Origin of the sequence: Alcanivorax sp., from assembly GCF_017794965.1 — a bacterium.
Classification (GTDB): domain Bacteria; phylum Pseudomonadota; class Gammaproteobacteria; order Pseudomonadales; family Alcanivoracaceae; genus Alcanivorax.
Window position 1 is genome coordinate 814,047 of sequence record NZ_CP051240.1, and the last position, 19,817, is coordinate 833,863.

The window sequence follows — 19,817 nt, forward strand, 5'->3', positions numbered from 1 at the left end:
CGGGCGTCAGCCCGGGTTGCGCGGATCGGTGCCCAGCAGGGAGTTGCTGTAAGCCTCGGCAACCGTGATATCCACGAACTTGCCGATCAGGTCAGTCTCGTCACTGCGGAAGTTCACCACCCGGTTGTTTTCGGTGCGCCCCTTGAGCTGGCCGGGATCCTTCTTGGAAAATCCGTCCACCAGAATACGTTGGGTGCTGCCTACCATCTTGCGTGAGATATCCTGGGCATTCTGATTGATGCGTTGTTGCAGGATCGCGAGACGCTGTTTCTTCACGTCCATGGGAACGTCATCCGGCAGGTCCGCCGCCGGGGTGCCGGGACGAGCGCTGTAGATGAAGCTGAAGGACATGTCGAAGCCGATCTCGTGGATCAGGTCCATGGTGTCTTCAAAATCCCGATCCGTTTCCCCGGGGAAGCCGATGATGAAATCGGAACTGAAGGAAATATCCGGGCGAATACGCTTGAGCTTGCGCAGCTTGCTCTTGTACTCCAGCACCATGTGGTTGCGTTTCATCATGGCCAGAATGCGGTCGGAACCGGACTGCACCGGCAGATGCAGGTGGCTGACCAGTTCCGGTACCTCTTCATACACCTGAATCAGGGCATCGGAAAACTCCACCGGGTGGCTGGTGGTATAGCGAATCCGGTCGATGCCATCGATATCACGAATCAGCAGGATCAAGTCGGCCAGATCCAGGGTTTCGCCGCTGGCGCCCTTGCCCTGGTAGGCATTCACATTCTGCCCCAGCAGGTTCACCTCACGTACACCCATTTCCGCCAGATGCTCGATCTCGTCCAGCACCGGCTGTACCGGACGGCTGACTTCCTCACCACGGGTATAGGGCACCACACAGAAGGTGCAGTACTTGGAACAGCCTTCCATGATGGAGACAAAGGCGGTGGGGCCATCCACGCTGGGTTCCGGGAGATTGTCGAACTTTTCGATCTCGGGGAAGGTCACATCAATGGCCAGCTCTTTGGTGCTGGCGGCCTGGGTGATCAGACCGGGCAGGCGGTGCAGGGTCTGGGGGCCGAATACCACGTCCACATAGGGCGCCCGTTCGCGGATGGCATCTCCTTCCTGGCTGGCCACGCAGCCGCCCACCCCGATAATCATGTCGGGGTTGGCGTCCTTGAGCTTTTTCCAGCGTCCCAGCTGGTGAAAGACCTTTTCCTGGGCTTTTTCCCGAATGGAGCAGGTGTTGAGCAGCAGCACATCCGCTTCATCGGGGTTGTCGGTTTGCTCAAGGCCGTGGCTGGATTCGAGCAGGTCCACCATGCGGGTGGAATCGTACTCGTTCATCTGGCAGCCATGGGTCTGGATAAACAGCTTGCGTGCCAAGGGGCACCTCCATCAAAAGGCGGCAGGGCCTGATTGGCCTTGCCTAACCGCTGAATCGCGTCAAAATGGGCGCGGATTATACCAACCGGAGCGATCATGCGAAAACTGCCGTACATCCTGCCGTTGCTGTTGCTGATGGTATTGGCCGGATGCGACAAGCCGGAGAGTGACCTGCCGATCAATACCCGTCTGGGCGGCGCGTTCACTCTGACCGATCACAATGGAGAGCCGTTTACCCAACAGGATCTTAAGGGCCAGGTGTCCATTCTGTTCTTTGGCTACACCCATTGTCCGGATATCTGCCCCGCTGTGCTGGCCCGGGTGGCCCAGGTGTATCGTTCTCTGGAGGAGGCCGGGCAGGCGGAACAGGTGCAGCTGGTATTCGTTACCTTCGATCCGGAGCGGGACACGGTGGAGCATCTCAAGCAATACCTGCCCTGGTTCAAGGCCGACATAATCGGTCTCACTGGCACCTTGCCCCAGATCCGGCAGGTGGCTGAGCAGTACGGTGTGGTCTTCATCAAGGGGAAGGAGGCGGAGAATTACCTCTTTACCCACAGTGACTACATCTACCTGCTGGATGAACAGGCTCGGGTGCGCAAACTGTACCCGGCGGATTTCAGTATTGAAGAGGTGGCAAATGATGCAAAAAGTCTTCTCTAAAGCGGTCATGATGGGCGTCGCCATGGTGCTGGCGTCGCCGCTGCAGGCGGACCTGTTGCTGAGTCACGCCTGGTTGCGGGCGGTGCCGCCGGTGTCGCCGTCCATGGCTGGTTATGTGACGGTGACGAATGAGGGTGACGCGCGCGCAGTGATTACCGGGGCGCATACCGGGATTGCCGGTCATACCATGCTCCATGATATGACCCTGCAAGAGGACGGCACACGGCGTATGCGTCACCTGGGCCAGGTGGAGGTGCCTGCGGGTGAAAGTGTGTCGTTTGCGCCGGGCGCCCTGCATCTGATGTTGATGCATCTGTCCCGTGTGCCAACGGAGGGAGAAACCGTGGAGGTGTGTCTGGAGCTGGCCGATGAAGAGCCGGTATGCGGTGACTTCCCGGTCAGCCGAACGTCCCCTTATGACTCTTGATGGTGGCGTGTGAACAGGGATAATGTCGCCCGTTTGTCGTATTTCAGAATAATGAAAACGACGTATCAAGAATGGGGCGATCATGAAAGGAATGTACTCTGCAGCGTTGCTGGCTGCGCTGGTGGCCAGTCCGGCCTGGGCTGAACCCGCTGATGCAGACCTTGAGCAAAAGCTGGAAGCGTATGAGCTGCGGCTGCAGCGTATTGAGCAACAGCAGCTGGACGGAACGATCAACAAGGAAGAGCGGGTAACCATCAACGGGTTTCTCTCTGCCGGGATGAGTCGAGCCTGGGCCGATACTGAATCGGGGGAAGCCACTTTTGTCGATGGCTCCGGTGACGAATGGAGCCATGATTCCCTGACCCGTGCGGGCCTGCAGTTCAACGCCAGAATCAATGATCGTGCGCAGGCGGTGCTTCAGTTGTTTGCGTCCGGTGAAGACGATTTTGATGCGGAGATCCAGTGGGGATATCTGGATTATGCGCTCACCGACAGCGTGAGTGTGAAAGCGGGCAGGATCGTTGCTCCCTTTTACATGCACTCCCAGTACGTGGATGTGGGCTATGCCTACCCCTGGGTGACCCCCCCGGCCGAGGTCTATCTGCTGGCGCCCATCAAGACCATGGAAGGCATGGAACTTGCGTGGTCCTTCGCGACCGGGCCGGTGTTTCATCGCCTGACCGGGTTTTGGGGATCAAGCACCGTGGATGCCGGGGCACGTGCTGGCGGCGTTGCTTTCCAGGCGGATGACCTGAGTGGCATCAACCTGACCAGTCGCTGGCATGACTGGACACTGCGTGCGGCCTATTCCGGCGCCACGGTGTCAGTGGCGCAAGACGATCTGGACGGCCTCAGTGGCGGTCTTACGTCCATGTTGGGGCTGAGCTTCGATGAGGTGTACACCTACTTTGGTGGGGTGGGGCTACAGTACGACGATGGCAGCTGGTTCATGGCCAGTGAAGCCGCGCTGTTGAACTTCGGAAACTGGTATCCCAGTGCACGTAGTGGCTATGTCTCCGTGGGCAAGTATCTGGGGAAATGGATGCCTTTGCTCACCTGGACAGCCGTCGAGGCTCATGATCTGGACGAGACGTACATGCCTCAACTGGAAGGCACCGGGATCAGTCCGCGGGTGTTGCAGGATCAGTTGGCGGAACAACAAAAAGGCTGGACCGCAGGGGTGCGTTACTCGCTCACCGATGCCATCGCCCTGAAAGGCGAATACAGCTATTACTACGATTTTTCGGACGACGAGCTTTCGTCCAATGGGTTTTTTACCACCGATGACAGAAGCAGGCTCGATGACGGAGCCTCAGTGGTGCGTCTGTCAGTCGATTTGGTTTTTTAAAGGGGAAGAAGGGTGAAAAAGGAATTGTTAGCCAGTTTCCTGATGGGAATCGGCCTTGTGTTTGGTAGCGTTGCCATGGCGGGACCCGTGGTGGTGGTCGGGGCGGATAGCCCGATTAGTGCGCTGACGCAGAGCCAGGTACGTCAGGTGTTCAATGGCCAGTTGCGCCAGATTCAGGGAGCGGCCGTCAAGCCACTGGACCTGCCCGGCGGTGACGTTACCCGTAATCTTTTCTACCGGAATGTTACCGGCAAAACAGCGGAACAGATGAAGAGCTACTGGGCGCGGATGATCTTTACCGGGCGGGGCATGCCGCCAAGGGAAGTGTCCAGCGAGCAAGAAATGGGGCTGCTTGTGGGCAGTGATTCCGCCTTTGTGGGCTACCTGGAAGAAACCCGGGTGCCGCAAGGACTGAAGGTGGTTTATCGGCCTTAAAAAGAGACGTATGACGCAGCACGCATCACGCTTCAGGCAACACGCATAAGCGGGGGCGTTTTCTCTTGTGGGAGCTCTCTGTGCTCGTCAGGGTATGCTTGCAAGCGAATACCCCTTGCCGCACCAACATTCGCCTGCAAGCAGGCTCCCACGCGACAGGCATCTGCGAGCGTCAAAATGCGGCGGATAAACCCTGTTCCCCTAAACAGAGAAACCCGCCGGCTTGCCAGCCTGGCGGGTTTCGGACTTCGCTAAGTCAAACTGTGGGACAGCAGTGGGTGGGTATTGTGCTTCGAGATGCGTTTCTGGAATCCCTACCTCGCTTGGGCTCGGATCGCTCAGACAAGCTGGGCTCCTACATAAAATGCGCGCCTCTGCAGCACTGCTGTCCCACAGTTTGTATCTGCTTGACTGAGTTCTGCGGGGGCTTGCTTGTAGGCGAGGACCTGTTCGCAAGGGCGGAATTCGCTTGCAAGCAAGCTCCCACAAAGGAAGGGGCTCCTGTCCCAAAGGGGGGCTGAAAATGTGGGACAGCAGTGAACTCGCTGCCAGCTTCTTCCTACACACAAATCCGTTATTCCCTCTATTCCCTTTCCTGCGCCAGTCGTAGAATTTTTCCATGCGACTGACTTACGGTTTTATCATTCTTCTCTTTGTTGGTGCCTGTTCATCGGTATCGGCGGAGTGCCGCAATCTGGCCGAGCCTCGGCCGGTCATGGCGCCGGCAGACGACCACTGGACCTTGGCCACCCTGAATCTGTGGCGCCTCCGGGATGCTCGCAAGGACTCGGCTCTGGATGAGCCGCTATCGCCTTCACTGCTGGCGCGGCGTCTGGATGCCATTGCCGATACCGTGGTCAACGACCTGCAGGCGCCACATCTGCTGGCGGTGCAGGAGGTGGAGAACCTCGCCTTGCTGGAGAGGCTGGCAAACAGGCTGGGGCAATCCGGTTTTCGTTATCGCGCGGTGTTGCTGGAAGGCAATGATCCGTCAGGCATGGATGTGGGGCTGTTGTATCGTGCGCCCATAGTGCTGACACATTCCCGTGCCCTGTTTGCCACAGAAGCCTTCCAGGGCCATTCCCTTTTTTCGCGTCCGCCGTTGGCGGTTTCCCTGCAATCACCCGTGCAAGCCGATCTTGTGGTTGTGCACCTGCGCAGCGCGCGGGATCTCAAATCAGCCCGGGTCTTTGAGAAGCGACACCGTCAGGCTTCCCGTCTTGCTGGCTGGGTGGCCGAGCAGTCGGGTCCGGTAATCGTCGCAGGGGATTTCAACAGCACCTGGGATGCCGGCCGGTTTTCGGACAGCTACAACCGGTTTGCGTCTGCATCGTTATTCAATGTCTGGTCTCTTCTGCCGAAGCAGGAACGCTACAGTTACCGCTATCGTTGTCGCCCCCAGGCCCTGGATCATATCTGGCTGTCCCCCGTGTTAAAGGAGAGAGTGAAAGCGGTGGATGTCAGTCGAGGTAGTGCCGGGCGATACAGCAAACTGTACGGCTCGGATGGAATATCACCAATATCGGATCACGATGGGTTGGTAGTGTATTTTGATCGATAGATGCCAGAAGCCAGAAGCCAGAAGTAAAACCAGAGGGCTATATAGAGTGTAGGGGGGAGGTTGAGGTTGTGCTGTTCGGCCTTTCTGCGTCAGGCATCAGGCGTTCGGCATCAGGCTTGAAATTAAAAAGACGCCGCGGGGTTGCTTGCGTGTTTGCGAGGACCAGGGAGAGCCCCGCGGCGTTGAAACGTGGGGCGGTCGAAACCGCCCTGTTGTGCCTTTAGATATCGAAGGAGTAGCCAACCACGAACAGCGGATCCTGATCGTCGGTTACCGGTGCAAACTCATCACTGTCTACAACCTTGGAGACGGTGAAGGTCAGGTTTTCAACCGGAGAGTAGCTCAGGTCAACGTGGGTGTAGTTGGAGTCGTCTGCATCCAGCTCCCAGGTACCTACAGTCACGCCGAAGGCGTCGTAGGAGTAGCCCAGAGTGAAGTACAGGTCGTCACCGAAGTTTTCTTCATCGGAGTCGCTCAGATCGTTGGCGCTCACATAACCGGTGAAAGTAAAGCCGGCCATGCCAACGCTGGCAATCAGTTCTGCCAGTTCACCAGCGCCCACATCATCTTCCGGGTAGACATAAGTCCAGTAGGAGATGTCGTAGCTCAGGCCACCGGCTTCACCACCGAAACCAGCGTAGAAGTCGGTTTCAGTAGAAGTGGTGCCTGCGGCATTTACGGAAGTACCTGCAGAGGACACCCAGGAACCGGCGTAAAAGCCCATTTCAGTAGTGAAGTCCAGGCTGCCGGAAACGTTGGCAGTACCAGCAGAGACGTCCTGACCACGCCACAGGTACATGCTGGCAATGCCCAGGCTACCGCTTACTTCAGCAGCGGCGATGGCGGGGGCCATCACGCTGGCTGCTGCAACAGCAGAGGCAATAACCGTTTTCTTCAGACCAAATACGTTTTTCATGTGCAACCCTCTTAACAAGTCTAATTTGTTCAATGTGCGCTGGTGGCGCACCGCCTATCAGGCTCGCAATGTATAATGCAGAGAGTGTGCCAGTTTTTTGATTTGTATAATTATCAACAGGTTATCGTGGGGGAGGGATGGGAAGAGGGAGGTCATGGTTTCGCAATATTGGATTCGGTGCGCCGCCATGGTGCGGCGCACCGAATTGGTGCCTTTATTGTGGGCATTCCCAGTCGATTTGCACTGCATCGGCGCTTTGGCCGTTGCTGTCGGTCAGTGAGAGGCCACACTGCCCGTTACTGTAATCAAATCGAGCCTGGTAGTGCTCGCCCTCCACCGCCTCGAATTGCAAGGCGATCTTGCAGCGATCCCGGGACATACCGGCACCTTTCTGTTGATTGTAACTCACGCCAATACGGGCCTGACTGGAGGCCTGAAGGGTGGTCGTGACTTCCACACTCTTTTTCATGGTTTCCATCAGGTCGTTCAGGGCGTCGCCACCAATGGGTTTCTGGGCGATGGAATATTCCGTGGTCTGGAAGCCTTCGCCGGGAACACAGATCGCCGGCTGGGCAGGGATATTGTTGCTGGTGAAAGTGATGTCGGCGATGTCATCACCGTAAGGCGGCTGATAGTTGAAGTGCTGGCAGCCTGACAGCGCGATGGCGCAGGTGATGAAAGCAAGGCGTTTCATAGATGGGTCCCGTGTTCAAAGGTGTATCAGGGGGGTCTCAGTTCCCCCCTAGTGTAAGGCAGCGGCGGGAGAGCCCCAACCGTGATCCGCCAAAGCTTACAGCAATGCAAGAGCGGCGCCAGATCCACTGCTGTCCCAGAGTATCCTGAAGGTCCTGAGGAAGCGGAGGCGCTTTCTCTTGTGGGAGCTCTCTGTGCTCGTCAGGGTATGCTTGCAAGCGAATAGCCCTTGCCGCACCAACATTCGCCTGCAAGCAGGCTCCCACGAGACAGGCATCTGTGAGCGTCAAAATGCGGCGGTTAAACCCTGTTTCCCTAAACAGAGTCTCCGCCGGCTTGCCTGCCCGGCGGATTTCGGACTTCGCTAAGTCAAACTGTGGGACAGCAATGACGCCAGATCAGTCTTGTGGCGGAAACCAGTACTGGATGGCCTCGCGGGTGAGTCCCTTGCGCTCGTTGGCAGTGGGTAGCCAGTTTCCGGCGTTGGCGGTCATGCCGGTGAGAAACTCGAATAATGGAAGGTGCTGGCGCAGAACCCGATGGTGGCGGTGGGAAATCACCGGGTTGAAGTAGCCGAAGAAGTCCAGCATCTGGCGGGGGTTCTTGCGTACCCACAGCCAGGAGCCCATCTCGAGGGTGAAAGGCAGAAAGGTATGTTCGGGCACACGGTCCTGGGCGTCGTCGTACAAGTAATCCCACAAGTCGCCGTGGGTGGTGTAATTAAGGGACTGGGGCTCTATCAGGTAGGGATGATGATGAGGGTAGGTGGTTTCGAATATCTGTTTGAGCCGGTACACCTCGCCAATGTGGGGGATGGGCCGGTGGCTTCGGGCATAGCAGCACCATATCCGGTCACGACGGCCGAAACCGCTGTGACAGTCGATGCTCATGGAGAACGGGGCGGGGAACAGTTTTTCCTGCACCACCCGGATCATTGCCTGTGCCTCTGGCTCCATGGGGGCGCCGCTCTTACCCCGGTACCAGGGCAGGTGCCGGCTGAGGCGGTGGCCGCCCACCAGAAACGGCACTTTGCCCATGGCGTCGATGGGCGCATTTCGCATCAGGTCCACCCCATTGGGGTTGCTGCGAGTGCGTTTCCAGATGCCGCCCGGATTGATCATGGGCATGAATACCAGCCTTACCTGCTCAAGTCGTCGGTGCAGCTGGTCGTCCCATTGTAGTCGATGGATCAGACTGTGCAGCCAGGACATCAACACCTGGCTGCCGATACGCTCAACTCCATGCACGCCACCAAAAAAACCGATCACCGGCACTCGCGGTGAGGTGGAGCCCATCTCGATGACCTTTACCGGCAACGATAGCTCACCCATTGGCACTTCATGCACGGTGCTTACCCGCAGGTGCCGCTCCCCCTCACGCATCAATGCTTCCAGATCCAGCAATTCTGGCAGGTGACGTTGCAGCAGGTAGAGGCGGTCTTCCATAGGCGGGGCAGGCTGGGGCGAAACGTGTCAGGCAGGTTACCGTCGGGAGGTAACAGAAATATGACGGTGGAGTGGGGTTGTATCTACGGAGCCGCTGTAGGAGCGAGCAGGCTCGCTCCTACAGCGGCTCAGTCGGACTCGTGTTGTTCACCAAACCGTGACGTTGTTGTCAGCGATTTGTCACTCGGCAGGCATAGCGTGCTCTCAACGGGAATGATCAGAAACCTGGGAACGTCTGAGATGACACTCACTCTGGATTCTGCTTTTACCCTGCGAACCGGCGATATCCTGCTGTTTTCGGGGCGCGGTGTAACCAGTGAGGTAATACGGGTCTTTACCCGCAGCCCCTGGAGTCACATCGGCATGGTGGTGTTTATGCCCGAAAGTCGGGAGCCACTGGTGCTGGAATCGACTACCCTGGGTGAGTCGGCTGATGTCCGGCTGGGGAAGCCGGTGGCCGGCGTGTCGCTGGTGTCTCTGGCCAGCAAGCTTGCCGACTATGAAGGTTCTGTGGTGGTGCGCCGTCGCCATGGCCCGGACCTGACCGGTAATCAGGAACGATTGCTGCAACGCCTGGTGCGACGCCTGATGCACCGCCCCTACAAGAACTATGTCCTCTGCAATGCCATCGATGTCCTGACCTGTTTCCAGCGCAAGCCCGACCAACGGGGCTGGTTCTGTTCCGAGCTGGTGGCCGAGCTTTACCGCCGGCTGGGCTGGCTACCCCGGGATACCCGAGCCAGCACTCTGGTGCCCGGGCACTTCGGCTCCCGACACATGCGCTTGCAGAATGGCAAGCTGGGTCAGGTGGAGTGGCTCAAGCAAGGCCCTGGAAGTGACCGTATCCGGGTCAGAGCCAGCGTCGGGTCCGCTGACAATACGCCTGCCACTGCGCTCCAAACTGTTGTGCATGAAATGCCTCTTCCGCTGCGATCACATGGGAATGGATGACCCACACCACGGGAATCAGCATCAACAGCATGCCTGCACTCTGCTGGCTCAACGCCATGGCGGCCGCCAGGCAAGTGAAGCCCAGGTAGATGGGGTTGCGGCTCAGGGCAAAGACACCGTTGGTCAACAAGGTTCTGGCAGCGCGGTGTGGCATCACGGTGGTCTTTGCCCGTCGAAGCTGTATCACCGCCGCCAGTACCAACAGCATGCCGGCCACGGCGAGCCCCAGCATCAACCAGAGGTTTCCGGCAAAGGTGAGGGCGGGAAAATCAGTGGCCTGATCAATGCCGTATCCCATCAGCAAGCCGCCCAGATACAGGGCTGGCGGGGGCATCATCACCTGGGGATGTTCATGGGGCATGGTCTAATCCGGGTTGGCTGTGACAGGCATCGTAGTGTAGCGAAGAGCGCAGGCCGACAGAACGATTCAATGGAACGAAACGAAAAACTTTTCAGGAGTAACTATTGATCGATTCAAAAAAACTGGGTTATGGTGATTCCAACCCCCGCCATTGCGGGAGTGATCGCGATCAAAAGCTGTAACAGCTGAATGCAACTTTACCGCCAAAAGGCTTAAAACCAGGGCGGCAATGGGCAGGCGTCACTCTCGCACTCAGAATTGACACCCGCTCTCCAGCCGCCAAACCAACGCAACCGTACCGTTTAACGGCACAGGGGATACGCATGGAAGAGCGCGCGGCCAGACTCCACACCCTTTCCATTAACCACCACGCGAGCGCCAGTCAGAACGACAGCACCATCGAGCAAGAACAGAAAAAAACCTACGTCATCGACACCAACGTCCTGATCCACGATCCCAATTCCCTGCTGAACTTTGAAGAACACCGTGTGGTAATACCCATGACGGTGCTGGAAGAACTGGACAAGCTGAAAAGCGGAAAGTCGCACACTGCAGCTGATTGCCGGGCGGCCATTCGGCAGATCGACAAGGTGCTTGGCCATGCCACGCCCGAACAGGTTGAAGAGGGAATTCCGATTCCGCGCGGACCGGATAACTCAACCCAGGGTACCCTCACCGTACTGATGTCTCCCCAGGAAGAGGTGAAATCCCCACTGCCGGATCACCTCAATGACAATCGCATCATCAACGATGTGCTGGCCATGAAGGCCATGGCCCCGGATGAACGTTTCATCCTGGTGACCAAGGACATCAACATGCGCCTGAAGGCGCGAGCCTGCGGCATTGAATCAGAGGATTATCATAATGATCAGCTGGTGACGGACATCAAGCAGCTGACCCGGGGCTATTTTGAGGTGCCCGGTTCCTTCTGGGACCAGGTTACCCAGGTGGAAACCGAGCAGGAGGGTGCGGATACCCTGCATCACCTTTCCCATGGTCTGCTGGTCAGCGAAATCCTGGGAGAGGAGGTTTATCCCAACCAGTACATCATTGATGAGCAAGGGTTCGTGGGACGTGTGATGGGGGTGGATAACGGTGTGGTGACCCTCAAGCATTACAAGGCGGACAGCATGCTGGAGCAGGAGGCATGGGGGCTCAAGCCCATGAATATCCAGCAGGCAATCGCACTGCAGTTGCTACTGGACCCGGATGTGCATCTGGTCAACCTGACGGGTGCAGCCGGTTCCGGCAAAACCATTCTGGCGCTGGCTGCGGCCATCGAAATGACGGTGGAGCAGAAGCGCTTCAACAAGATCATTGCCACCCGCTCCACGCCGCCACTGGCGGAGGATCACGGCTTCCTGCCTGGTACCGAAGAGGAAAAAATGGACCCTTGGCTGGGTGCCATTAACGACAACATCGAGGCGCTGCATCTCAATGACGAGAATCCTTCCGGCAGCATCCAGTATGTGAAGGAGCGGGCCAACATTCAGTTCAAGGCAATGAACTACATCCGTGGCCGCAGTTTCCAGAAATCCCTGATCCTGATCGATGAAAGCCAGAACCTGACCCCCCATCAGATGAAGGCCATCATTACGCGGGCAGGGGAGGGATCCAAGGTGGTATGCCTGGGCAACCTGGCACAGATCGATACACCGTATCTGTCACCCACCAGCTCCGGCCTGACTTACATGACCGAACGCTTCAAGCGTTTTGTTCATGGCGGTTCGGTGCAGCTCAATGGTGTGCCGCGGTCGTTGTTGGCGGAGTATGCGGAGTCGTTCCTCTAGTTAACAGTTAATAGTGAACAGTTAACAGCGACGCGAATCCGCATTGTTGCTTTCTGAAAGCAAAGAGGCCGCGCCCATAACCTGGGCGCGGCCTCTTGCGTTGGAGAAAAGAAAAAATCTGACGCGTGTTTCGCTGTTAACTGTTCACTATTAACTGTTAACTGACTCCACCGCCTTCTTGCACGCCTCCGATCCGTAAAAGTCATCCAGCGACCATTCAATAAACGGCTCCAGCACCCCTTGTTCCACCAATACAGTGGCCCCTTTGGCGAGGGCCGGGGTGGTGATTTCCTTGATCTTGTCCTCGCTGATCTGCATGCCGGCAAGAATGTCTGCCAAGGTGGTTTTGCCAAGGGCATCCACGGCGGCTTTGATGCCAACGCTGATCAGATTGCGGGTGTATTCCAGCCGGGCGCTTTCGTCGCCGATCTGACAGCCTTGCTCCACCAGATCCTTCACGGTTCCCGGGGGGATCTGGGCAAGGTATTCGGCGGGCTTGAGGGGTGAAATCCGTTGATAGCCATCGCGGGCCAGTTGTTCGATGCGTTCATTGGTGAGTTGCTTGTTGAGCCACTGCTCACCGGTCTTGAGGGTTTCGCGAATATTCTTTTGCAGATAGCCGCGAATGGATTCTTCCATGCCACCCATGGCCTTGCCGACCACACTCTTGCGCCCCATTTTCATCACGCTGCTGACGCCGGGGAGTTTGGCCAGGGCATTTTCTTCCAACAGGAAATTCTTGATGCCGGTATAGAGCATCTCACTCACCATCTCGCTCACCAGCGGATGATTCATGCCGGCATGGATGGCTTTCTCGCGTAAGGTTTTCAGCTGCAGGGATTTTTCCAATACGGCTTCAAAGTGAGCCTCACTAAGCAGCTGGCCCACGGTGGCATCGTCCTGCTCGGCCGCTTTCAGTACCGCTTCGGTGGTCTGCACAATCACGTCCTGCAGCCCCTGGGCACTGTTCGCTTCCAATACCCATTGCTCAACGACCAGGCTGAGGCTGTCGCTGTCCACCAGCTTGCCAAGCGGTGTTTTGCCGAGGCTGGTACTGGCCTGGGTCAGGAGGGCTTGCCAGTGATCGGGATTCTGCAGTTGCTGGGTCAGGTGGGTTTTGTGGGCGTCGCGCAGGGCGCTGATCAGTTCGGAAGACGACATGGTGACAAGCCTCGTTTTTATTGATTCAGAGCAATGCTCGTTGTTGCGTCAAGTTGTTCAATGGTTGCGTAGTTTGAACGTTGACCATCTTGCCCGCCAACCGGGCCGGGGTCATTGACTGTATATTGCGTTATCCAAGGGGATCTGTATGCAACTGCGAGGACAAGTGAAAGGGGCGCTACTGCTAACCGGTATGCTGCTGGGGAGTCCACTGATGGCCCATGAGGCGGGTGATTTCATTGTGCGTGCTGGTGCGATCAAGGTGGACCCGGATGCCAGCAGTGACGCGTTTAACCCGGCGTTGCCTGCGGTGGGTGGTCTGGAAGTGGATGTGGACGACGATACCCAGTTGGGGCTCACCTTCGCATATATGGTGAATGACAGCTTTGGCGTGGAGCTGGTGGGTGCAACCCCGTTTACCCATGACATCCTGCTCGATACTGGTGGCGGCGTGGTGATCGGCGAAACCAGTCACCTGCCGCCAACCCTGCTGGCCCAGTACTACGCGCCACAAATGGGGCCGGTGCGACCGTATCTGGGCGCGGGTCTGAATTACACCATCTTCTTTGATGACAGTATTGATGATGACGTGGTCAGCCCCCTGCTGGGAGGAGCCGATGCGGATGTGAAACTCAGCAACTCACTGGGCTTTGCCTGGGAGGTGGGGGCTGATGTGGTGCTCACGGATAACTGGCTGTTCAACGTGAGTGTCTGGAACATCGATATTGATACCGAAGCCAGGCTGTATGTGAATGATGCGCGGGTGGACAAGATCGATGTGGAGATCGACCCCTGGGTGTACATGGTAGGGCTGGGGTACCGGTTTTAGGTACGCCTGACGCTTGATGCCTTATGCCAGACGCAAGGACGAGTGCCTGGCTGCGCCTCCCTCGCGGCCATTCTACGAAGCCGCTGTAGGAGCTTGCCTGCAAGCGATCCGAGCTCAGGCGAGGTAATGAGTTTCAAGTTGCGAGAGGCGAGTTTTGAAAGGCCAAGATTAAAACCCCGCACCTGACCACCGGTTTTAGATTTTCGAAACTCGGTACTCGAAACTCGCTTCTGGAATCCGTGCCTCGCTTAGGCTCGGATCGCTCAGGCAAGCTGAGCTCCTACGCGGGGTATAGCGAGGGTTTTACCGATGCAAAAAGGCCCGCCCGGTTTACCGGGCGGGCCTTTTTGCATCAGGCATCAGGCATTTCCAGCGCCTCTGGAAACTGCACCTTGAATACCTCATAGCCTCCGTCCAGGCTCACTGCCTGAAACCCCTGCTCGGTGAGAAAGTCTGCGGCGCCCTGGCTGCTGTTGCCGTGGTAGCAGTAGACCACCAGGGGGCGGGCTTTGTCGCTGTCGGCGAGAAACTGATCCACGTTGGCGTTGCTCAGGTGTACCGCTCCGCGCAGGTGACCGGCGGCAAAACTGTGAGGATCGCGGATGTCCACGAACAGGGCCTGACCGTCATCAAAGCGAGCTTTGCCTTGCTCAGGGCTGATACGTTCAGGCATTGCTGGTGTCCTTGTCCTGGAGCAGGTCGGCAGGCGGATACTCGCAGTCCAGCTTCATGCTGATGGCGCTTTCCAGTTCTGGCAACAGGAAGGCATCATCTTCACAGGCAAAGCTGATGGACATGCCACTGGCGCCTGCCCGTCCGGTACGGCCGATACGGTGAACGTAATCCTCCGGGTCTTCCGGCAGGTTGTAGTTCACTACGTGGGAAACGCCATCAATGTGAATGCCGCGACCGGCCACATCGGTGGCGATCAGCACCTGCAGGTCGCCGGAACGGAACCGCTCAAGCGTCTTGGAGCGCTGGTTCTGGGGAACGTCGCCGGAAATCATCGACACCTTGAGGCCCTTCTTCACCAGGCGGTCGTTGATGCGCCGGGTAATATCCCGACGGTTGGCGAAGACGATGACCTTGTCCATGTCCATGCCGGTAATCAGGTTGTACAGCAATTTGAACTTGTCATCGGTGTTGGTGATATAGACCTTCTGCTCCACGGTTTCCGTGGTGACCTGGGCAGGTTCGATCTCCACTACTTCAGCGTCCTGGGTCCAGCGGCGGGCCAGATTCATCACGTCATCGTTGAAGGTGGCGGAAAACAGCTGCGTCTGACGGTACTTGCTTTTCGGGGTCATGCCGACAATGCGCTTCACATCCGGAATGAAGCCCATGTCCAGCATCCTGTCCGCTTCATCCAGCACCAGAAACTCAACCCGGTCCAGCCACAGGTCGCGGCGTTTGGCGAAGTCCAGCAGGCGTCCGGGAGTGGCCACGAGGATGTCGATCTCCCGTTTCTGCAACCGTTCCTGCTGACGGTTGAAGTTCATGCCGCCGACCACGCTCATGACTTGCAGATCGGTGTACTTGGCCAGGCCCTTGGCATCCTTCTCGATCTGCATGGCCAGCTCACGGGTGGGCGCCACGATCAGGGCCCGGGGCTCGCCAGCGTAACGCTTTACCTCCAGCGGGTGCTGCAGCAGGTCGTTGATGACGGTCACCAGAAAGGCTGCGGTCTTGCCGGTGCCAGTCTGGGCGCGGCCGATGGCATCGGCGCCGGCCAGGGTATGCTCGAGGACTTCTGCCTGAATGGGGGTGCAGTACTGGAAGCCAAGATCGGCGATCCCACGCATCAGGCGCAGGTCCAGATTGAAGTCGTGAAAGCGGCGTTCGCCGTCTTTTTCAGGAACCTGAAATTGGTCCAGGCTCCAGGCATTTGCCTTGTCTTTTTGCATGTATTCGCTCAGTCTGAATGCAAGTGGTTGTTGCCTTGCCACCGGGTGGCCGGGCGGGCGTATCGGGTCTTGCGGGTGATGTTTGTGATTATCAGGGCACCCGGCCCACGCCTCGATCACGCATTGTAGAAAAAATAGCCAGCGCTGTCAGAGGATCTTTAGCGATGAACATCCTGCGTGGAGGCATTGTAGTGTTTTGGCTGGGGGTACTGTTAGCCATTTTCATGGAATTACCGGCCCCTTTTGATCGCTTGCTGCTGATCGCCGGTGCTGTCATCGCGATTTTGCACTTTCTGGAACTTGTCGGCTTTGCCGTCTGGATCCGCCGTCACGGCGTGTTCCACTGGCGTGATGCGCTGATGGTGATGCTGTTCGGGGTGCTTTTCCTCAAGCCCAGAATGCACGCAGTGCGCAACGCAGCTCGACGGTAGGGCCGTTTTTTGGTGTCAGGCTTCTGGCGTCCTGCGTCAGGCGTGCCTCACCCAAACACCAGCATCATGTTATTGGCTGGCAGGTCGTATACCGCCTGCAGTTTGCGCCCGTGGCGGGCAAATTCTTCCTCGATCCACTCCTTGTCGCGAATCGCTCGCAGGGGGTCGATATCCTTTAACCACAGCTCGAAAGTGGCATTGGATTCGCTGGTGAAGCGGCCGTTGATCTTGAAAGGGCCATAGATCAGGAACTGGCCGTTCGGAGCCAGATGGCGGCAGCCTTCTTCGATGCAGCGGGCCACCAGTTGCCGGGACATGATGTGAAAGGTGTTGGCGGTGAACAGGTAGTCGAACTGTTGCGCCGGCCAGGTACCACTCACATCCAGCACGATAGGCGCCAGGGCCTGGCTGTCAGGGTCCTGTAACCACTGGCGTACTGCGGGCAGGTTTTCTGCCACATCGGAGGGTTGCCAGGTCAGGTGAGGGAGTTGGCCGGACAACCAGGCAGCGTGCTGCCCGGTGCCGGCGCCGATTTCCAGCAGCGTCCCGGGGGCCTGACAGTGCTGGCGCAGCACCGTCAGGATAGGGGCCTTGTTGTTCTCACAGGCCTGGGAAAAGGGGCGCTCGGAGATCATTTACTTGCTCATGTACTTCTGGCCCATGGCGATCAGTTTTTGATAACTGGTGGGCAGAAGGCGTTGCATGGTGTCCACCGCGACCGCATCAGAACCGATCAGTACACGGCGCTTGTTGCCGCGCACGCCCTTGAGAATGGTGCTGGCGGCTTCTTGCGGGGTGGTGCGGAACAGTTTCTCGAAGTCCTGAATGGACTTGTCCTTGTCGGCACCGGTAATGCGCTCCACGCCATCGGTCATGCGTGCGGCTTTGGCAATGTTGGTCTTGATGCCGCCAGGATGAACGGATGTGCAGGAAACCGGGCTGCCTTCCATTTCCAGCTCGATGCGCAGGGATTCAGTGAAGCCACGCACCGCGAACTTGGCGGCGTTGTAGGCCGACTGGGTGGGGATGCCTACCAGACCGAAGATGGAAGAGATGTTAATGATATGCCCGTCACCGGATTGTTTCAGGTAGGGCAGGAAGGCCTTGGTGCCGTAGACCACACCCCAGAAGTTGATGTTCATCAGCCACTCGAAGTCTTCGTACTTCATGTCTTCCACGGTGGCACCCAGCGCAACCCCGGCGTTATTGAAAATCATGTTGGCGTAGCCGAAGTGGTTCACCACATCGTCGGCGAAATCATAGAAAGCCTGACGATCAGCCACGTCCAGTACCCGGGTCATCAGACGGTCTTCTGCCAGCCCCAGGTCGGCGACGGTCTTCTTGAGGCCGGCTTCGTTGATGTCGGACAGGGCCAGCTTGGCGCCAGCGGCGGCCAGTTCCTCGGCCAGAGCGCGACCGATACCTGAGCCGGCACCGGTAATCACGGCAACTTTGTCTTTGAAATTCTTCATGATGACTCCTTGATCTTCTCCCGAAAGGAGACGTGATAACGGTTCGAGTTGCAAGCTGAACCTGCACGATGGAACGTGGCTGACGGTTCGCTCAGCGGGAATATGGCAAGGAGTGTAGACACTTTGTCACTGCAGAATGGGCCAATACCGTATGGCAGTGGGTTGCGCAGCTGGCAATAACGCCGGCGAAGGCCGGCGCTGGAGTGATTCAGAGGCTGCCCAGCGCCTCGGGGCTGGTCTGCTCAAGGGGGGCGGCGATGGCATCACGGCTGCACGCCATCAGTCGTTGCAGCTCGGCGTCGTCGTGACTGTTTACCGGTAGCGGGGCATGAAGGGTGAGGGTGGCCTGATGGCCGGGCTGAAGGCGGAGCGTGCCCGGGGGCAAAATATGCCAGGTGCCGGTAAGGGTGACGGGCAGCACCGGCAATTGCAGTTCCTGTGCCATCTTGAAAGCGCCTTTTTTGAAGGGCTTGAGGTGGCCGTCGCGGCTACGGGTGCCTTCCGGGAAGAAAAGCACGCTGGCGCCGTTGCTGAGTCTTGCCTTGGCGTCATCGAGACTGGCGATGGCAGCCTGCTGGTCGGATCGGTTGATGAAAATATGCCCGAGTTTCTCGCAGCAGATGCCGATCACCGGCACCTTGCGCAGTTCGTGTTTCATTACCCAGCGAAAATCCATGCCCAGGTACCCATACAGCACGAAGATGTCGAACTGGCTCAGGTGGTTGGCCACGATCACATAGCTTTGTCCGGGTTGCAGGTGATGACGGCCGTACAGGTCGACTCGCACACCGCTGTACAGCAGACACAGTTTTGCCCAGGGCACGGCGCTGTAGCGTGCCACCCGATCGGCAGGGAGGAAGGGAACCAGCACCAGACAGATCAGACCGCAGATCAGCGTGGTCGCTGCCATCAGGGGAACGAACACCAGCCAGCTATAAAGAAAGAAAAGCAACCGGGACATGACCGCCCTCTCCGTTTACCAGTGACGGGCTATAGTAACGGAGAGCTGACCGAATATGACAGGGAGATAATCACTTTGTTACGTTTTCGGGACTGGCCTGGGCCGCCATGCCAGCCGCATTGTCCGGGCGTCCTGGCCCCTTCAACTCGTCCAGATAATCATAGTACTGGTTCTGGTACTCGGGCTTGCGGATCACCCGACGCAGTCGTTCCAGGGTGAAGTAGGGGGCATCGCGCAGCAGGATATTAACGATCCAGGCGGGAATATAGCCGCCGGGGTCCAGAATGATCTCGTAGACCATCTCCACCTGGTCGTTTCCCTCACGGGTAAAACCCAACCGCCCCCACAGCTCAGGAAAACGGATGTAGCGGTTGTTGGGCGGCAGGGCGTCAGGTTCATTGATCAGTTCGATCATGACGGACTCTTCTGCTTCCGTCAGCGTTACCTGTACATCGGCGTTGAGCACGGCTTCCCGGTCAGCCAGCGGCCATGGCAGTTTGGTGGTAAAGCGCAGATCCCGGTTGAGCGGCCCGTCGCGATCAAACTCTTCCGCGCCATCGATCAGGTGCAACCATTTGGGGTAGGAATCATAGTCATTGAGGATGGCCGCCAGAGCGAATTCATCCTTGAGCTCGAAGTGGGTTACACCGCGGAAGGTCTTTAGCCGGGAGTCATCCCGGTGCTTCATATATACCTGGATGCCATTACGATCACTGACCAGTTTCCAGTCAGGGTCATTTTCATCGGCGTGGAGAGGAGAGAGCAGCAGCACCAGCATCAGTGCCAACCCGATTTGTACAGCACGTTCCATGGTCGGGAGGGATATCCTTAGTGTAATTTTTCGCATATCGACTGCAATCATTATGACACCAATCATGAAGTGATGAACACATTGTGATCACATTTGCCGGTAAGGTTTTGCGGGTTCTGATGGCCGGTTCGGGTTTCATGCGTTAGCGGCAGGCAATTTTATGAATGCTGTACTGCGTTATCTTCCTGTCAGAGCGGTTAGAGCACTACGCCGGGAATGATGACGGGTTGTCATCACAGAGTTGCGCCACCGGACTGGTTTGACGCGCTGTTTCATGGACAATAGGCGGCCCGATAAACACCTTGTTGTGTAGA

Annotated in this window: 21 protein-coding genes; 9 read left to right on the forward strand and 12 right to left on the reverse strand. The window is 57.6% G+C overall.

The window, feature by feature from the left end; translation table 11 throughout:
• Window positions 1-6: 6 nt before the first annotated feature.
• Window positions 7-1,344, reverse strand: coding sequence for a tRNA (N6-isopentenyl adenosine(37)-C2)-methylthiotransferase MiaB (miaB, locus tag HF945_RS03620; RefSeq protein WP_290524395.1), 1,338 nt, complete (start codon window positions 1,342-1,344; stop codon window positions 7-9).
• Window positions 1,345-1,440: 96 nt separating this feature from the next.
• Here miaB and HF945_RS03625 point away from each other — a divergent pair, with 96 nt between their 5' ends.
• The 5 genes from HF945_RS03625 to HF945_RS03645 all read left to right on the forward strand — a co-directional run bounded on the left by HF945_RS03625 (window position 1,441) and on the right by HF945_RS03645 (window position 5,778).
• Complete coding sequence (locus tag HF945_RS03625) at window positions 1,441-2,007, forward strand: SCO family protein (RefSeq protein WP_290524396.1); 567 nt, start codon at window positions 1,441-1,443, stop codon at window positions 2,005-2,007.
• Entirely contained in the window at window positions 1,985-2,434 is a 450-nt protein-coding gene (locus tag HF945_RS03630) for a copper chaperone PCu(A)C (RefSeq protein ID WP_290524397.1), read from the forward strand. The genes HF945_RS03625 and HF945_RS03630 overlap by 23 nt, the downstream gene beginning before the upstream one ends.
• A gap of 82 nt (window positions 2,435-2,516) precedes the next feature.
• A complete protein-coding gene (locus HF945_RS03635) occupies window positions 2,517-3,782 on the forward strand; it encodes a hypothetical protein (RefSeq protein WP_290524398.1) in 1,266 nt (421 codons plus the stop codon).
• A gap of 12 nt (window positions 3,783-3,794) precedes the next feature.
• The gene (locus HF945_RS03640; RefSeq protein WP_290524399.1) at window positions 3,795-4,217 is read left to right on the forward strand and encodes a hypothetical protein; all 423 of its coding nucleotides are present in this window, start codon (window positions 3,795-3,797) and stop codon (window positions 4,215-4,217) included.
• 619 nt (window positions 4,218-4,836) lie between these two features.
• Window positions 4,837-5,778, forward strand: a complete 942-nt coding sequence (locus HF945_RS03645) for an endonuclease/exonuclease/phosphatase family protein (RefSeq protein WP_290524400.1) — start codon at window positions 4,837-4,839, stop codon at window positions 5,776-5,778.
• A gap of 220 nt (window positions 5,779-5,998) precedes the next feature.
• Here HF945_RS03645 and HF945_RS03650 read toward each other — a convergent pair whose 3' ends face one another.
• From HF945_RS03650 to HF945_RS03660, 3 genes are all read right to left on the reverse strand, one after another.
• The gene (locus tag HF945_RS03650) at window positions 5,999-6,694 is read right to left on the reverse strand and encodes a TorF family putative porin (protein ID WP_290524401.1); all 696 of its coding nucleotides are present in this window, start codon (window positions 6,692-6,694) and stop codon (window positions 5,999-6,001) included.
• A 214-nt stretch (window positions 6,695-6,908) separates the two neighbouring features.
• The gene (locus tag HF945_RS03655; RefSeq protein WP_290524402.1) at window positions 6,909-7,388 is read right to left on the reverse strand and encodes a hypothetical protein; all 480 of its coding nucleotides are present in this window, start codon (window positions 7,386-7,388) and stop codon (window positions 6,909-6,911) included.
• 397 nt (window positions 7,389-7,785) lie between these two features.
• Window positions 7,786-8,832, reverse strand: a complete 1,047-nt coding sequence (locus HF945_RS03660) for a M14 family zinc carboxypeptidase (protein WP_290524403.1) — start codon at window positions 8,830-8,832, stop codon at window positions 7,786-7,788.
• A 240-nt stretch (window positions 8,833-9,072) separates the two neighbouring features.
• Between HF945_RS03660 and HF945_RS03665 the strand changes: the two genes are divergently transcribed.
• A complete protein-coding gene (locus HF945_RS03665; protein WP_290524404.1) occupies window positions 9,073-9,783 on the forward strand; it encodes a YiiX/YebB-like N1pC/P60 family cysteine hydrolase in 711 nt (236 codons plus the stop codon).
• Here the strand turns inward: HF945_RS03665 and HF945_RS03670 are convergent.
• Entirely contained in the window at window positions 9,683-10,144 is a 462-nt protein-coding gene (locus tag HF945_RS03670; RefSeq protein ID WP_290524405.1) for an isoprenylcysteine carboxylmethyltransferase family protein, read from the reverse strand. The genes HF945_RS03665 and HF945_RS03670 overlap by 101 nt on opposite strands.
• Before the next feature lie 323 nt (window positions 10,145-10,467).
• On the opposite strand from HF945_RS03670, the gene HF945_RS03675 reads away from it, so the two are divergent.
• Entirely contained in the window at window positions 10,468-11,934 is a 1,467-nt protein-coding gene (locus HF945_RS03675) for a PhoH family protein (protein ID WP_290524406.1), read from the forward strand.
• A 150-nt stretch (window positions 11,935-12,084) separates the two neighbouring features.
• Here HF945_RS03675 and HF945_RS03680 read toward each other — a convergent pair whose 3' ends face one another.
• Complete coding sequence (locus HF945_RS03680; RefSeq protein ID WP_290524407.1) at window positions 12,085-13,095, reverse strand: hypothetical protein; 1,011 nt, start codon at window positions 13,093-13,095, stop codon at window positions 12,085-12,087.
• A 148-nt stretch (window positions 13,096-13,243) separates the two neighbouring features.
• Between HF945_RS03680 and HF945_RS03685 the strand changes: the two genes are divergently transcribed.
• Window positions 13,244-13,924 carry an OmpW family outer membrane protein gene (locus tag HF945_RS03685; protein ID WP_290524408.1) on the forward strand — a complete coding sequence of 227 codons (681 nt, stop codon included), beginning with the start codon at window positions 13,244-13,246 and terminating at the stop codon, window positions 13,922-13,924.
• 352 nt (window positions 13,925-14,276) lie between these two features.
• Here the strand turns inward: HF945_RS03685 and glpE are convergent, their stop codons facing one another.
• Complete coding sequence (gene glpE, locus HF945_RS03690) at window positions 14,277-14,597, reverse strand: thiosulfate sulfurtransferase GlpE (protein WP_290524409.1); 321 nt, start codon at window positions 14,595-14,597, stop codon at window positions 14,277-14,279.
• Complete coding sequence (gene rhlB, locus HF945_RS03695) at window positions 14,590-15,828, reverse strand: ATP-dependent RNA helicase RhlB (RefSeq protein WP_290524410.1); 1,239 nt, start codon at window positions 15,826-15,828, stop codon at window positions 14,590-14,592. The genes glpE and rhlB overlap by 8 nt, the downstream gene beginning before the upstream one ends.
• A 164-nt stretch (window positions 15,829-15,992) precedes the next feature.
• Here rhlB and HF945_RS03700 point away from each other — a divergent pair, with 164 nt between their 5' ends.
• A complete protein-coding gene (locus HF945_RS03700) occupies window positions 15,993-16,259 on the forward strand; it encodes a DUF1145 domain-containing protein (RefSeq protein ID WP_290524411.1) in 267 nt (88 codons plus the stop codon).
• Between the two features lie 47 nt (window positions 16,260-16,306).
• Here the strand turns inward: HF945_RS03700 and HF945_RS03705 are convergent, their stop codons facing one another.
• The 4 genes from HF945_RS03705 to HF945_RS03720 all read right to left on the reverse strand — a co-directional run bounded on the left by HF945_RS03705 (window position 16,307) and on the right by HF945_RS03720 (window position 19,503).
• Entirely contained in the window at window positions 16,307-16,894 is a 588-nt protein-coding gene (locus tag HF945_RS03705) for a DUF938 domain-containing protein (RefSeq protein ID WP_290524412.1), read from the reverse strand.
• The gene (locus HF945_RS03710) at window positions 16,895-17,731 is read right to left on the reverse strand and encodes an SDR family NAD(P)-dependent oxidoreductase (protein WP_290524413.1); all 837 of its coding nucleotides are present in this window, start codon (window positions 17,729-17,731) and stop codon (window positions 16,895-16,897) included.
• Window positions 17,732-17,939: 208 nt separating this feature from the next.
• Window positions 17,940-18,692 (reverse strand): lysophospholipid acyltransferase family protein, encoded by a 753-nt coding sequence (locus HF945_RS03715; RefSeq protein ID WP_290524414.1) that lies wholly within the window; start codon window positions 18,690-18,692, stop codon window positions 17,940-17,942.
• A gap of 70 nt (window positions 18,693-18,762) precedes the next feature.
• A complete protein-coding gene (locus HF945_RS03720) occupies window positions 18,763-19,503 on the reverse strand; it encodes an START domain-containing protein (protein WP_290524415.1) in 741 nt (246 codons plus the stop codon).
• Between the last annotated feature and the right edge of the window lie 314 nt (window positions 19,504-19,817).